This window comes from Shewanella sp. BC20 (assembly GCF_003129585.1).
Taxonomy (GTDB): domain Bacteria; phylum Pseudomonadota; class Gammaproteobacteria; order Enterobacterales; family Shewanellaceae; genus Shewanella; species Shewanella seohaensis.
In genome coordinates this window covers 335516-349990 of record NZ_NHRI01000001.1, presented here as the reverse complement: position 1 = coordinate 349990, position 14475 = coordinate 335516, and the positions used below count along the sequence as shown (strand labels likewise).

Sequence of the window (14475 nt, the reverse complement as noted above, 5' to 3'; positions counted from 1 at the left end):
TCAAATATATTTGCAAAAAATAACATCAACTCGGTTAGGATGAGATATGGATGCAAGGCTAACGGCGGCACAATGGAAAGAGGATACCCGCTTCGACAGTACGGATTGGGGCTGGATCATTATGAGTATTGGCATGGCGATTGGCGCCGGGATCGTATTTTTGCCAGTGCAGGTGGGGTTGATGGGCTTGTGGGTATTTTTGCTCTCCAGCGTGATTGGTTATCCTGCCATGTATTTGTTTCAGCGATTGTTTATCAATACCTTGGCCGAGTCGCCCGAATGTAAGGATTACCCGAGTGTGATTTCGGGGTATCTGGGCAAAAACTGGGGCATCTTACTCGGCGGCTTGTACTTCATTATGTTGGTGATTTGGGTGTTTGTGTATTCCACGGCCATCACCAATGATAGCGCCTCCTTTTTACAAAGCTTTGGCGCGACCACATCATTGTTGTCTGAAAATCCCTACTATGGCCTAGTGCTAATTTGCGGTTTAGTCGCATTGGCCTCCCGTGGTGAAAACCTGTTATTTAAGATCTCCACCTTTATGGTGCTCACAAAGCTTGGGGTGGTGGCGGTGCTGGGACTGATGATGGTCGATAAGTGGGATATCAATAATATCGGTAGCGTACCCAGCACCGGCGATTGGCTAAAGGATGCGATTGTGATGTTGCCTTTTACGCTCACATCTATTCTATTTATCCAAAGTTTAAGCCCTATGGTGATCTCTTACCGCTCGCGGGAAAAATCCCTTGCCGTTGCCCGCTTTAAGGCGATGCGTGCGATGAACATTGCCTTTGGGGTGTTGTTTGTGGTGGTGTTTTTCTACGCAGTGTCTTTTACCCTCGCCATGGGGCATGAGCAGGCGGTACGCGCCTCCCATGAAAATATCTCCGCTTTAGCCATGGTGGCCCAGGGTATGCCAGGACAAACCTTAAAACTGCTTAGCTTGACCTTAAATATCTTTGCGGTAATGACGGCGTATTTTGGTGTGTATTTAGGGTTTAGAGAGGCGTGTCAGGGATTGACCATGAATATGCTGCGCCGGGTGATGCCAGAGGAGCGGATCAATAAGTCGTTAGTGGGTTACGGCATCATGATCTTTACCATTTTGCTGTCGTGGGGCGCGATTGTATTAAATGCCCCTGTGCTGAGTTTTACCTCTATCTGCAGTCCAATCTTCGGTTTAGTGGGATGTTTGATCCCGGCCTATTTGGTTTATCGAGTGCCCGCGCTGCATAAATACAAAGGGGTGTCGCTGTATATCATTATCATCACCGGCTTACTGTTATGCATCTCTCCTCTGCTTGCCTTTAGTTAATTATTTACCTCCTTTACAAACAGGTATGGCAGTCGTGCTATACCTGTTTTTTTGTCTGAGATTGGGACAAATTGTCTTAGTCGCCCCCTAGGCAATGGGGTACTCTGTGCGCTGGTAGTGGTTTTTGTCATACTATTCGCCTTAGATGAAGTTTGGTGATTGTGCCTGATCGATAACTTCCTATAATCCTTGGCAACTACTTTAGTGGTATCTTTTTTCTAATGCTTATCAACCTAAGGAATGCCTAATGCAAAGACGTGATTTTTTAAAGGGTGCAGCCATTCTGTCGGCGGCAGGAACCGTGATGCCAGTGTTGGCGGCGTCGACGCAAGCCCATGCGATGGCCGATAAAACCTGTGGTCGTCGCCGTTTTACCTTAACCAATACTTATCAGCTCGTCGCGCCAGAAGGCTCTGCGGGCGTGGTGAAGTTATGGGTACCGCTCCCCGAAAACACTTCCTTTCAACAGGTTGAAAAACTTAACTTTAGCGGCACTTATCAAGATGCCTATATCACTGCCAATAACCACTATGGCGCTAAAACTCTGTTTGCCACTTGGCCCGATGCCAAGGGCAAGATGACCCTAACGCTAGAATTAGTGATAGAAACCCAGGATTGGGAACCCGTTAAAAGTGGCGAGTTAACCCATTACCGTGCGCCCGCTAAGCCTGAGTATCCTGCCGACGTCGCCATTTATCTTAAGCCAACCAAGCATATGCCAGTAGACGGCATTGTGAAGCAAACGGCAGATAAGATTGTGGGTAAAGAAACCGAGCCGCTCAAGCAAGCACAGTTAATTTACAACTGGGTGAGCGCCAACATGTATCGTGATAATGATGTCATAGGTTGTGGCAGTGGCGATGTGGCCGCGATTCTTGAAAGTGGCAAACTCGGCGGTAAGTGTACCGATATCAACTCTGTATTTGTGGCGCTGATGCGCGCTGTCGGTGTGCCTGCCCGAGAAATGTTTGGTATTCGTCTAGGGCAAGCCATCAAGATGGGTCATTATTCCAAAAAGGCCTTTGGTAGCGCCGATGATAAGGGCTTTGCCGATGTGACGGGGGGGCAACATTGCCGTGCCATGTTCTACTTAGCGGGTTATGGTTGGTTGCCCGCCGACCCTGCAGATGTGACTAAGATGCGCCTCACTGAGAAGAAGGAGCATAGCGATCCTGCGGTACAAGCGGTGAATGATTACCTGTTTGGTAACTGGGAAATGAATTGGGTTGGCTTTAACTATGGCCGTGACTTTGACTTATTCCCCGTGGCGGAGCAGACTCCACTGAACAATTTTGGTTATCCCTATGCCGAAGTGGACGGCGATCCTGTTAATTACTATGAGCCAAAAGTCTTTGCCTATGACTACAAGTCAAGCGAGCAGCGCTAAACCGCTGCTTGCCACCATGGCCGCCGCCGTTGTTGCGGCGGTTGCCTCTAGCCTTTGCTGCATCGCGCCCTTAATCTATTTAGTGTTTGGCGTGTCTGCGGCGGGGCTGTCGGGGTTATCGAGCTTAGCTTGGTTACAAGTACCCATGTTGCTCCTATCAACAGGGTTGATCTTGCTGGGTTTTTGGCGCTTGTACTTTGCGAAAAAGCCGCTCTGTACCGGTACATTTAGCCGAGGACAAATGCTATTCACCTATTGGCTGACTGTGCCTATTGTGCTGGTGTTCCAACTGTATCCCTTTGTTTTACCTTGGCTACTTGAGGTGTTCGAATGAAGCCACTATCACGTATTGCACGACTTCTACTCATCACATCACTGGGGTTTACGCCATTCACTTGGGCGGATAACGTGCAGGTGACACTCGATGTTAAAGGCATGACCTGCCCGCTGTGCGTTACTGTCGTTAATCAGGCGCTGCGCAAAACCGATGGGGTGCTCAAAGCCAAGGCGAACCTCAAAACCGAGCAGGCTGTGGTCACAGTCGCCGATGATTTTAACCTCGATAGGTTGATTACCGCCATCGATGCTACAGGCTACAAAGGCAGCATCAATAAGGTCGAAAAGCAGAGCTGATAAGATTTCAGCCGTTTGAGCGAGTAGTTAGCACACGCTAATCTTGTCTTTCTAGAATGGCTGTTCATTGGTTATAAATGTGGGATTTCTGCAAAGGTTTTTTGCTCGCGATAACGTCTCTACTTGACGATGATTTATCATGGTTTGTAATTCGCGAGTAACCAAGCGAGTTCGGCGGCGTTACTCACCTGCATTTTTTGCATGACTTTTTGCCTGTGTAACTCAATGGTTCGCTGCGCGATATCCAGTTCTGCTGCAATGACTTTATTCATTTTCCCCGCCAGTATGCCTTCCATCACCTGTGTTTCACGCTGACTGAGGGTGGCGAGTCGATTGGCTATGTCTAATTGCAAATTTTGTTGATGCCATTTTTGCTCAGTATGTTGTTGAGCTTGGGTTAAAAGCTGAAATAGCTTCTCACCATCAACCGGTTTTTCAAGAAAGTTGAGTGCGCCTTGTTGGATGCAGTCTACGGCCATGGCGATGGTGCCATGGCCGGTGAGCATGATAACGCTGATTACACTTTGCGCTTGATTTAAATGGCTTAGTAGTGCCACGCCATCCATACCTGGCATTTTGATGTCGAGCAAGAGTACGGCGGGTTGCTTAATATCAACGCTTTTTAAAAACGTATCCGCAGCGTTAAAGCCTTTGCAGTTAAGCCCCATCCCCTCAAGCATCCAACTTAGGGAGTCTAGTACATCTTGATCATCATCCACGAGGTAAAGTGGTGTCATTTGAGCTCTCCTAAGCTGGCTGCGTATTCAGTGGCAGGGTGACTTTAATGGTTAATCCCGGGGTGGCGTGCAGTGCGTCAATGTTGCCTTTGTGCTCTTCAATAATACGTTTGCAGATGACCATACCAAGCCCAAGCCCTTGGGGTTTAGAGGTTTCAAAGGGGAAGAATAATCGCTCTAACGCGTTATCGCTAAGGCCGCAGCCAGAATCGGTTATGTGAATATAGACGTTTTCATCTGTAATCCCCGTGTCGATCATCAATGATTTCTGGGGGACATTCTCCATGGCATCAAGTGCATTACGTAATAAATTCACCAGCACTTGCTGGATCAAGCTGGCATCGGCAAATACGGGTAAGGTGTGTAAGTTGACCTTAGGGCTGAGTTTGAGCCGCTGAAACTCTGGTTGCATTAAGGTCAAGGTTTCTTCTATCACAGTGTGTAAATCGCAGAGTTGGTAATCACTAGTTTGTTGGCAAAATGTGCGCAGTCGATGGATAGTAGTTTGGGCTCTATCGACCTGATTTATAACCTTATTGAGCGCGGTGGTAAGCTCGGATTGGGTGTTATCTAAACGATATAAACAGCCTTGGGTGAGATAACGAATACCGGCTAGGGGTTGCTTAAGCTCGTGGGCAATGCCTGATGCCATTTCGCCTGTCAGCAGTACCCGTTGGGCGCGGTAAAACTGTTGTTGTTGCTCGAGTAAGATTTTTTGGGTGTGCTGATGATGGGTTATTTCGGCAGATAGGGCTTGGGTACGTTTGACCACTAAACGTTTAACCCTTAAGTGATGAATATAGCCCAGCAGCAAGGCAAAAATGAAGCTTGCACCCCAAGGTAAGGCATTGTGCAGTAATCGCTGCCAGTTAGTGACAAATGGCCATTGCTCTAATTGTTTTAACAGCTCAAATACTGGGCTATCGTCCACGGGGGCTGACCAATATTGATATCTTCCTTGCACCGCCGCTTGGCTCTCTGGGGGGATTTGCAACAGGCTGGTGACCACTTGGGTAGCAAGTTTATGATCTGTATGGCCTAATTTGGTTAAGGCATAGCCGGGATACAACTGGGTGGATACTTCGCAGGCAAAATCAGGATGCGGTTGCTTAAGGACCACTTTTAATTTATTCGCTGGAATGAGTCCTCGCTCTTGTGCATTTTCCAATACGCAGCTAGGTAATATCGCAACATCAGCCTCACCCGATAACAGCATTTGCAATAGTTTTTGCTGTGGAAAACCATTAAAGCGCAGCTGGGGAATATCGCGGTAGGCATTGATGCCTTTGGTTGCCATCGTCGCTGCAAAAATTTGAAATCCGCCAAAGGCTTGTGGGTCGCTTGATACTAACTTTTCATCTTTAAGTTGTGCCCATTGGCTCAGGTTGTTGTCAATTCGCGTGACGATGGCAGAGCCGATGCTCTGCTCTGGTGAATGCACTCGGTTATGGACTAGGGTGAGTAAGTGACTGGTACCATAGTTTTTTTTAAATGCGACCGTGGTGAGGGCATTGCCAATTAAAAAGTCGATACGTTGCTTAGCGAGTGCTTCATCTAATTGGGATGGCGTTAATGGCATGAGTTGTACCGGACGATGCAACTGCTGGCTCAGCCAATCAGCAGTAGGCTGCCAATTGGCCATGACTTCATCGGGTTCATTAAACGCCATTATGCCTATTCGCACCGGATCACTTGTATGGCTATCGGCGGCAATGGCTGGCAGCTTAATGCCGATAAAAAGGGCCAGGATAAACATTAATCGAGTGAAGAATTGATACATGATTTAAACCTGGCTGGGCGATTTCATTTAGTGGTTAACACAACAAGACGTTACAGCATCGCTGTAAAATAGGCTGCGCGATGCTGAGCTGATGGCCAAAAATAGTGGCCATATTATGCCCATTAGTGATTACTGATATATTGAGCCGCTTCACACATTAGCCTAAGGGGTGAGTTTAACTCGATATTGTTCAAATTGTTGTGTGGCGATTTTGGTGCCTTGTTCATCCAGAAACCATACCGCTTCAATATCGCCAATTCGCTTTATGAGATCTTGCGCTTCAGGCATCGGTAATAAAAATAGACTGGTTGAAATCACATCAGCAAGAATGGGTTTATTCTTCATAATAACCGATACTGAGATACCTTCATTTTTCGGATAGAGTGTCGTTGGATCAATAATGTGATGATACTCTTGACCATTCACAGTGTAATAATTGAGATAATTTCCACTCGATACAATGGTTATATCTTCACCTTGAATGATTTCGTGGTAAATATCACCGCTATTAATCTCGATATTATCTTTATGTTCTAGTTGATATTTGCGGATTAATGGATTTTCGATTGCTGTAATAAATTGGCGGCCATCTGGGTGGCTACCAAAATGGCGAATATTTCCACCAGCATTAATCATAAAGGCAGTAATATTATCGGCTTTTAATTGGTCATACACTTTTTCAACCATCCAACCTTTGGCTATACCGCCTAAATCCAGTTTCATTCCTGGTTTCATTTGAATGGTATTATTGTTTACATCGAGTTTTATCTGTTTTATATCAATGTGTTTTGCCGCGTTGGCTAACTCGATATCACTGGGTAGTTCGCATGTGCCGCCCTGTTGGCAACGTTTTCGATAGCTTCGCCAAATTTCTAACACGGAGGCTAAGGCAACGTTAAATCGGCCTTGGGTAATGCCATGCCATTCAATACTGGTTGCTAATAATTCGGTGAGTTTTGCATCGATATGGTGTAATTTTTCAGGATTGTTATTGATAGTCTGGATATTGGTGTAGCCAGGGTAAGTGCTAAAGTTTGATGCTAAATAATGATATTCCTGCACCACATTAAGTGCATGGCATAATGCTGAGTAGGCTTTGTTTTTGTCTGCCTCATAAATATCAATGGTAATGGAAGTGCCAAAATATTTTAACGTATTCATACTGCCTTTTCCGTGCTCATAATTAAATGTTGCATTGGTATTGCAGTCGAATGGTGAAAAAGTCGCATTTGCCATTGTTGGCGTAAAAAAGAGATAAATTAATACAGTAAAAGATAATAAATATTTCATACAACCCCCATCTTGATGACGATTAAATTAGTAGCATGAATTTCAGTTGATGACAGTAATCAATCAGCAAAGTGTTAGCTAACTCAACTATTTTGAATTGAGGTTGGCTATTGCGGTTATCCGCAATTGTCGAATTCTTTCCGAGGTCTATGCTGGCGGCAAGTTCATTAGTTGAAGAGCGTTATATGATGAAAGCTGAATTACATTTCAAAAAAAGTTTGCTGGTTAGTGCGGTTGCATTCGCAACATTTGCCTTAGCAGGTTGTGCTAATACTGCACCGCAGGGGAAATATATTGATGGCGTCCATCATGTCAGCGGTAAGGGCAAAAAAAGTGAAATCACCCTTGAGGTTAAAGTTGAAAAGGGCAATATCACTCAGGTAAAAACTCTGTCACATAAAGAAACCGAGTCACTGTACCTCAATGCTGAGCGTTTGCTACCCGAGATTGTGAGCCACAATGGCTATGAGGGAATTGATGCTATTGCAGGCGCAACCTACTCATCTAATGGTATTTTAAAAGCAATCAATGATTTACCTCGTGTAGATGGTGCCAAGCCTGAATATCAAACCGTGGGTGCACGCAGCCAAACAGGGGATGATGACTTTAAACTGAAATGGTCTATCCAACCGCGTTTAGGTCTAGTGAAAGGTGATTACTACTTTGAAGAAGCGCGTTTCCGCCAAGGGCATATGGGTAGCATGTTGGTGGTAGTTGATTCAAACAACCTTCAGGATGTGATCCTGGCCGAGTTTAATGAGAGTGGGCGTCCGAATTACTACACTCGCCTTTACCAAAATGTGCCTAAGCGCATGTCCGAGTACAATTTCTCTATGGGCAAAAAGAAAGGTACCGCATGGGTACAATCCGCATTAACTATGGAAAAGTTAATGATGGAAAAAGACCAACTTACCTTTGAGTTAAATCCTCACTACGATCCTAAGTTAGGCAACCAGCTCAGCGAGCCTAACCGCTTAAAATATCAAGGTATTGATATTGTTGCTGGCGCCTCAAACAGCATTCAGCAATCGATGATCCCTTTGACCGCTAAGATCCATAGTCGGATTCAAGCTGGAGCGAGTGATGCGCTTTTTTATCAGCAAGCTGAAAAATTGCTCGATGAAAAAGGTCGTTGGACAGGCGTTACTGCGATGCTGCGGTTAGTGGTTGATAAAAATAGCCACAAAATTACCCGTGCCCATTACGATGAAATCTTTGCTGACGAGAAGAAAGATATCCAAGACGCCTCATTGAAAGCATTTTATCGTCAATCCAAATATGACTCGATTAATTATGTTGAGCCCGCGCGTATCGGATTTAACGTGATGATTGATGCCTTATCTTCGCATCTGAAAGAGGGTGGTTCGCTGTTCAATATTAATGATTTACCTGCAGCAGGTGATACCGGTAGTTACGCCCAAACCGGCTTTACTAAGCGTTCAGATGCCTGGGACAACTATCTGCGACTCGCTGATGTGTTGTACAAGCAAATGCGTGCCGATGGCGTGATTAGTGAACATGCCTTACCTGCTCAGTAATAATGGATACCTAACATGATGAATAAATCATTTGCTATTTCGATGCTTACCTTGGCGCTATGTGCTACACAGGCCGTGGCTGATGAACATAAGTTTTATGGTCGTATCGATTATTCGGTAACCAATTCCGATAGCGGCAGTGCGACGCATAAAAATAAAAGCGGCACCGTATTAGAAAATAACTTTACGCGCATCGGTATTAAAGGGGCTAGTCAATTAACCGACAGCACCTCACTATTTTACCAAATTGAGGTCGGCGTAAATGGTGAGAGCCAAGATAGTGGCGATAAACCATTCTCAGCACGGCCAACATTTATTGGTGTGAAACACACCAATTATGGTGCCTTAGCGGTTGGACGGATTGATCCGGTATTTAAAATGGCTAAGGGGATGTCTGATGCAATGGACAATTACTCCTTAAAACATGACCGTTTATTTGCCGGAGATAAGCGCTGGGGTGACTCCTTTGAATACAAGTCAGCCTATTGGAATAAGTTGCAATTAGGTGTGAGCTATTTGTTGGAGGACAATCATTACAGTAATAATGATAACCGTCGTGATAATGGCAATTACCAATTAGCGGTTACCTATGGTGATAAGTTCTTTAAAACGGGCGATATATATGCTGCAGTTGCCTACAGTGACGGTGTAGAAGATATTGAAGCTTACCGTGGCGTTGTCCAATATAAGTGGGATAAGTGGCAGTTTGCGACAATGCTGCAAAATTCAAAATTGGTCAATACTGATAAAACCGATTGGCAACAGCGTGAAGGTGATGGAGTTATCGTTAGTGCCAAATATCAATTAGGCCAATTATCATTAAAGGCCCAATATGGATTTGATAACTCCGGTACTGGATTAATCGCTAACCGTGTTTATGCCAGTAAAAACACCTTGATTGATGAGGTGCCAGAAATCTCCCAATGGGCGATTGGCGCTGAATATAAATTGAGTAAATCAACACGTCTACATACTGAAATCGGTCAGTTTGATGTGAAGCAGTATGATGATTTTGACGATACTATTGTCAGCCTTGGTATGCGTTACGACTTCTAAATTGTACCTCTATTTATCACCATACTAAGCTATTTATCTGGCTTGATATGGTGATACTAATTTTGTGTCATGTTGTAATTCAACATAGTTCCAACCCCAAAAAACAAGTAACAACCAATACTAATTTTAGCTACTTTTGAAAATGATGTTGAAAGATATTTCTTATGAATAGTGCTTTTCCTCTCCGTTAATATCACGTTTTTGTTAAAGTTCCGTATAAAAATTGAGCCAAAGACCAAATTACATTAATCCCTGATTGAGAGGATTATTCATCTCAAATATCGTAAATTAGATAAAAATCGCCTCAAAAATGTATTTATGCCCAATTAACGGGCATAATGCGGCGTTTTAATATTCAGTTACAGGGAATAACCATGAAGTATTTGGTTAGTGTAGTTACATGTTTTCTCTTATCAGCCTGCTCATTTGGCGATGCCGATGTGGAGTTTAAGCCACAAAAAGGCGATGAGCGCGCGTATCAAGTCTATAGCACTGCCCGCATCTCGGTCGAGGCAGGTGGCCGTAATGAAACGGTGGACACCACATCCCATCAATTACTGCGTTATAAGGTGCTCGAGGCGGGTAAAAATAGCCGTTTCGAAGTGCATGTTGATTATATGAAAATGCAAGATGGCCAAGGGAGTGGCGTGAGCAGCGGCGAACGGGCTGAGCGAAATCCCGAAATGCATGCCATTTTCTCTCAGGGCTTTGAATTTGCATTAAATTTAGACGATGGCAGCGTTAAAGAATTTAGCGCGTTAAATAAACCTGCCTGGCAAGCCATGCTGGCAGAACGCGGTCTTGAGCTTGAGCAGGAACTTAAAAAGCTCTTTAGCTCATCGGTTTTTATTAATTCGATACCTGCTGAAGTGGGGGCTGTGGTGATGCTTCCGGCCTATCAAGGCCATGCTAATTCAAAGCTTACCGTGTTAAAGGTCACTGACACCCATGTTCTGGCTCAGGTGGAAAGCGAAGGTGAGCAAGCCAAAATATACGGCCAACTGATGCTCGAGCGCGACCGAGGATGGCTTGTGCAGATGGGGCTAGTGGCTGAGGTGCCCTTTGAGCGTTATGGCTTTAAGGGGACGATGCGCAGCAATGTGATTATGGTGCCTAAGGAGCGTGAGCTGGGCGACCTGTCGCAGCGAGTGGCTTTTGATTACGATTTCCCACCGGGTGAGTATGAAAAACAGCCCGAATTATCACTTGAAGAGGCCAATAAATCTTTAACCCAAGAGGCGGTATTTGCCTACGATGCAGGTTACTTTGACCTTTATGATGACCAACTCAGCCTTACCTATCAACATGATTTCTCAGGTTTAAAAGCATCGGGAGAGTTTCATCTAACCGATATTACCGCGCACAGTGCCGATGGCAGTGTTTTACCGATACAACTCAGTAAAATTTATCGCTTTAATTTCGCTGAAAAGGATGGTTTTTATAAATCCGTAGAGCAACATTTACTCGTCGGTTGGAATGAACCCTCCGAGCTGTTTTCCCAAGTGACTGAGTTTCGTGCTAAGGCCCACTATCAGGGCGCTAAGCTGGTTAAACTGGCATTAACACCCGATCCACACAAAACGGTGTCCTTGCAGTATAAAGATTTACAGCTGGAATTTGCTCCGATCCCCGATAAGCCCTTCTCTTATGTGCTCACATCGCGTGACCCAACCCATAAATCTTGGTTAGCGGGGCGATTCGACGGTGCCGAAGGCGCCATGATGAAGTACCAATCGCCATCGGTAGAAGGACCTGCTTGGTTAACCTCAGCCGAACGCAATATGTTGGGGTTAGCTGCATCGATGCAATTTGAACCCACCACCTTCTTTAGTTTTCCGGCCGAGCCACAGGCGCTAACCATCTATGTGAATACACCGGATGAGGGTAGCGAGCTGACCCAAGATGTTCGTTTTATTCCAATGGGGGATTACATGAATAACGTCGCTTATCCCCCCGTGGATCAGCGCACGCTTTACCGTGATGATATGTATGCGCGCTACGATAAGCCGCAAGAGACATTCGTCGCCGATCCCGCCTTACTCGAACCCCAAATGGTCGCTAAGTATGGTGTTAGCCTGCAGTTAAGCGCCGAGCAAGCCGCCGTGTGCTCGCTAACTGTGCTGGATGCGCCCCAAGTTGACGGCCACAGCTTGCAATGGACGCAGATTAAATCCGAAAACAGTATGGCGGAACATCTTGATAAGACGGTTCTATATCAACTCACCAGTGCCGATGGGATCCGTCGTAATTTTTACGATATTAAAGTCAGCAGTGCCTTGAGCTGTACGGGTACGCCCGAATGGCAATCGCTTGCGTATCAACCTAAGCAAGGTTGGTTGATTGATACCACTCAATTGCCAGAACTCGATACCACGCAAACCGTGGGTGAGGTGATGCGCCGTTATCGTTTTTTAAATGCGCAGAACATTCCACTCGCACCTTTTATGCCTGGGGAGCGCGACGATTTTTATCAACGGCCGTTACAGCAAGTGCTTAATCAAGACCGTTGGTTTGAGCTGCAAGGGCGAGTGCAGGCGATTGAATACCTGAAAGTTAGCGGCGAGCCCGTTAATAAACAGTGGGTTACTACATTCCCAGCCTTACCTTAAGGAGCTGATATGAGAGCCTTATTACTATTATCTACACTATTTCTATCGTTTAATGTGCTGGCTGAACGCATCTTACTCGACGAACAATGGCAGCCTAGCGCGGTGCCTAGTGAGGCTATTTACTACCAGAAACAGCAAGCGACTGAGCAAGAGGGCGTGTGGCCAGTAACGCTTTTTTATGTAGAGACGGATAAACCCGTTTTTAAGGGGACAGTCAACGGCCCCAATTTAGCGGAGAGTGTTATCGTCGGTGATTTCGAATTTTATCACTCTAATGGTCAACTTTCTCGCAAGGGACGTAGCGATGCACAAGGGCGTTATCAGGGAACGCATCTGTATTACTGGGAAGATGGAACACGCTCGGGTGAGTACCAATATCTGAATGGCAGGCTCCACGGTGAGCAAAAACGTTATCACCTCAATGGTCAATTACGCGACCATCAACATTATGCGAATGGTGTGGAGTCTGGATTAGCGCAAAGTTATTTTGACAATGGCCAGCTGCAAACACGGGTAACCTATGGCGCTAAGGGAATGGAAGGCTTATATGAAAGCTTCCATAGCAATGGTCAGCCAGAGCAAACTGTGAATATGGTCGCGGGTAAAAGAGAAGGCGAGCGCCTTTACTGGACAAAAGAAGGCTGGTTATTCACTAAAGAGTTTTACATCAAAGGAAAATTACACGGTGAAGTGTTGGTTTACCAAGCCGCCGGTGTGCCTAGAGAAATTAAACATTATCAGCATGATAAGCAGGTAGGGATACAACAACGTTTTGATCAGCAAGGGCGGTTAGCCCAGCAGCAGAAATACGATGCACAAGGCCGTGAGATTCAGGATATAACCTATGCGAGTACGGGCCATGTAACCTCCCAAATTGACACTCAATATCTCGCGAAAGGCCATATAACCAACGAGCAGCGCTTCGATGAGAGCGGAAAGCTAACTTATCAATATCAGCGCGATACCGTAAAAGACTGGAGTCTGCGTCAGCGTTTTGATAGGGCAGGCGAGTTGCTTGAACGAGAAGAGCGAGTTAAAGGCAGCTACGAAGGGATATATGTCGGCGCAGGTTGGAATGGCTCTCTCAGGCGGATAAATTACAGTAAAGGCAAAATGCACGGCGCGTATCGTGAAGATAACGCCGAAAATGGCAGTTTTGTCACAGGGCAATATCAATCGGATCTAAAGGTCGGTAAGTGGGTCACCCAAAATCCTGATTCGACGCGTATCGAACAGTTTAATTCACAAGGACAGCTCAACGGCGAACAGAGCGATATCGCCGCCGACGGCACGGTAATGTATCGAGCGTTTTATCAAAACGATAAGCTGCATGGCGCTTTTTTACAGCGAGGCTTCGATAAACAACTGCAAGCCCAAGGCCAGTACGTTAATGGCCAGCGTGAAGGCAAATGGTTAGTACAAGACGAGAGCAGCTACAGCGAGGTGAAGTTATGGCACGGCCAATACCAAGCGGGGCACGAAGTGGGATCGTGGCGAGCCATGTCCGCTAACGGCCACTTATTGGGTACGATGCAATACGATAACAAAGGCCTTTTGCAAGGGAAAAGCTACAGCTTCAATGAAGACGGTAGCCTGCAGCGAAGCGAAGAGTATGTCGATAACCAGTTACACGGCAAGTTGGTCTACTACTTCAACGGCGAAGCCTCATCCGAATACCATTATCAAAATGGTGTCGATGTGGGCCAATAACGTATCTGTACTCGCTCAGATCTAAACTGGCCGTTGCCCATTTTTTAGTGGGCCGCTGTCAGTTTGGATTTGAGCTAAATTTTTCTGCCCCGGTAATCTCCCCCCAACTGCCTGCCCATCGAAATATATCTCTTGAGTAGTCCCATATGCAGCTATATTGGCCACATCTAGATGCATTTGGGGGTGTTTGCAAAATAAACAATCAAAGTGCATTCGTTAAACTAAAAATGCACTAGGTCATCTTTTGGGTACAAGAAAATAATGAGCATTAAATCTTAAGAGCTAAGTGGGCAATATCCCGATGTAGCTATTTTGTAGCCACTGAAAAGAAAAAGGGCTTAGCATTTCTGCTAAGCCCTTGTTTTATTTGGTGGAGGCGGCGTCATCTGAATTTGTTTTGTAATTTATTAATTTAAA

General features: G+C 45.5%; 11 protein-coding genes. 8 read left to right on the top strand and 3 right to left on the bottom strand.

Features of this window, described 5'->3' with window-relative positions; genetic code table 11:
• The first annotated feature begins 46 nt into the window (after window positions 1–46).
• The 4 genes from CBX96_RS01455 (at window position 47) to CBX96_RS01440 (ending at window position 3338) form a co-directional block, all read left to right on the top strand.
• Entirely contained in the window at window positions 47–1318 is a 1272-nt protein-coding gene (locus CBX96_RS01455; RefSeq protein WP_109285458.1) for an amino acid permease, read from the top strand.
• A gap of 247 nt (window positions 1319–1565) precedes the next feature.
• Complete coding sequence (locus CBX96_RS01450; RefSeq protein ID WP_109285457.1) at window positions 1566–2705, top strand: transglutaminase domain-containing protein; 1140 nt, start codon at window positions 1566–1568, stop codon at window positions 2703–2705.
• Between the two features lie 16 nt (window positions 2706–2721).
• Window positions 2722–3039 carry a hypothetical protein gene (locus tag CBX96_RS01445; protein ID WP_109285586.1) on the top strand — a complete coding sequence of 106 codons (318 nt, stop codon included), beginning with the start codon at window positions 2722–2724 and terminating at the stop codon, window positions 3037–3039.
• A complete protein-coding gene (locus CBX96_RS01440; protein WP_109285456.1) occupies window positions 3036–3338 on the top strand; it encodes a heavy-metal-associated domain-containing protein in 303 nt (100 codons plus the stop codon). Before CBX96_RS01445 ends, CBX96_RS01440 begins: the two co-directional genes overlap by 4 nt.
• A gap of 137 nt (window positions 3339–3475) precedes the next feature.
• Here CBX96_RS01440 and CBX96_RS01435 read toward each other — a convergent pair whose 3' ends face one another.
• From CBX96_RS01435 to CBX96_RS01425, 3 genes are all read right to left on the bottom strand, one after another.
• On the bottom strand, window positions 3476–4075 hold the full coding sequence (locus CBX96_RS01435) for a response regulator transcription factor (protein WP_109285455.1): 600 nt from the start codon (window positions 4073–4075) through the stop codon (window positions 3476–3478).
• A 10-nt stretch (window positions 4076–4085) separates the two neighbouring features.
• Window positions 4086–5855, bottom strand: a complete 1770-nt coding sequence (locus CBX96_RS01430; RefSeq protein WP_109285454.1) for a PhnD/SsuA/transferrin family substrate-binding protein — start codon at window positions 5853–5855, stop codon at window positions 4086–4088.
• 162 nt (window positions 5856–6017) lie between these two features.
• On the bottom strand, window positions 6018–7145 hold the full coding sequence (locus CBX96_RS01425; RefSeq protein ID WP_109285453.1) for an FAD:protein FMN transferase: 1128 nt from the start codon (window positions 7143–7145) through the stop codon (window positions 6018–6020).
• 185 nt (window positions 7146–7330) lie between these two features.
• Here CBX96_RS01425 and CBX96_RS01420 point away from each other — a divergent pair, with 185 nt between their 5' ends.
• From CBX96_RS01420 to CBX96_RS01405, 4 genes are all read left to right on the top strand, one after another.
• Window positions 7331–8683 carry an FMN-binding protein gene (locus CBX96_RS01420; RefSeq protein ID WP_109285585.1) on the top strand — a complete coding sequence of 451 codons (1353 nt, stop codon included), beginning with the start codon at window positions 7331–7333 and terminating at the stop codon, window positions 8681–8683.
• Between the two features lie 15 nt (window positions 8684–8698).
• The gene (locus tag CBX96_RS01415) at window positions 8699–9739 is read left to right on the top strand and encodes a porin (RefSeq protein ID WP_309221589.1); all 1041 of its coding nucleotides are present in this window, start codon (window positions 8699–8701) and stop codon (window positions 9737–9739) included.
• A 374-nt stretch (window positions 9740–10113) separates the two neighbouring features.
• A complete protein-coding gene (locus tag CBX96_RS01410; RefSeq protein ID WP_109285452.1) occupies window positions 10114–12348 on the top strand; it encodes a hypothetical protein in 2235 nt (744 codons plus the stop codon).
• 9 nt (window positions 12349–12357) lie between these two features.
• Window positions 12358–14058, top strand: a complete 1701-nt coding sequence (locus tag CBX96_RS01405) for a toxin-antitoxin system YwqK family antitoxin (protein ID WP_109285451.1) — start codon at window positions 12358–12360, stop codon at window positions 14056–14058.
• The last annotated feature ends 417 nt before the right edge of the window (window positions 14059–14475 follow it).

Excerpts from the sequence above, each read along its gene's own strand:
- CBX96_RS01455 (WP_109285458.1), top strand. The coding sequence starts at position 47 with ATGGATGCAAGGCTAACGGCGGCACAATGGAAAGAGGATACCCGCTTC.
- CBX96_RS01450 (WP_109285457.1), top strand. The coding sequence starts at position 1,566 with ATGCAAAGACGTGATTTTTTAAAGGGTGCAGCCATTCTGTCGGCGGCA.
- CBX96_RS01445 (WP_109285586.1), top strand. The coding sequence starts at position 2,722 with ATGGCCGCCGCCGTTGTTGCGGCGGTTGCCTCTAGCCTTTGCTGCATC.
- CBX96_RS01440 (WP_109285456.1), top strand. The coding sequence starts at position 3,036 with ATGAAGCCACTATCACGTATTGCACGACTTCTACTCATCACATCACTG.
- CBX96_RS01435 (WP_109285455.1), bottom strand. The coding sequence starts at position 4,075 with ATGACACCACTTTACCTCGTGGATGATGATCAAGATGTACTAGACTCC.
- CBX96_RS01430 (WP_109285454.1), bottom strand. The coding sequence starts at position 5,855 with ATGTATCAATTCTTCACTCGATTAATGTTTATCCTGGCCCTTTTTATC.
- CBX96_RS01425 (WP_109285453.1), bottom strand. The coding sequence starts at position 7,145 with ATGAAATATTTATTATCTTTTACTGTATTAATTTATCTCTTTTTTACG.
- CBX96_RS01420 (WP_109285585.1), top strand. The coding sequence starts at position 7,331 with ATGATGAAAGCTGAATTACATTTCAAAAAAAGTTTGCTGGTTAGTGCG.
- CBX96_RS01415 (WP_309221589.1), top strand. The coding sequence starts at position 8,699 with ATGATGAATAAATCATTTGCTATTTCGATGCTTACCTTGGCGCTATGT.
- CBX96_RS01410 (WP_109285452.1), top strand. The coding sequence starts at position 10,114 with ATGAAGTATTTGGTTAGTGTAGTTACATGTTTTCTCTTATCAGCCTGC.
- CBX96_RS01405 (WP_109285451.1), top strand. The coding sequence starts at position 12,358 with ATGAGAGCCTTATTACTATTATCTACACTATTTCTATCGTTTAATGTG.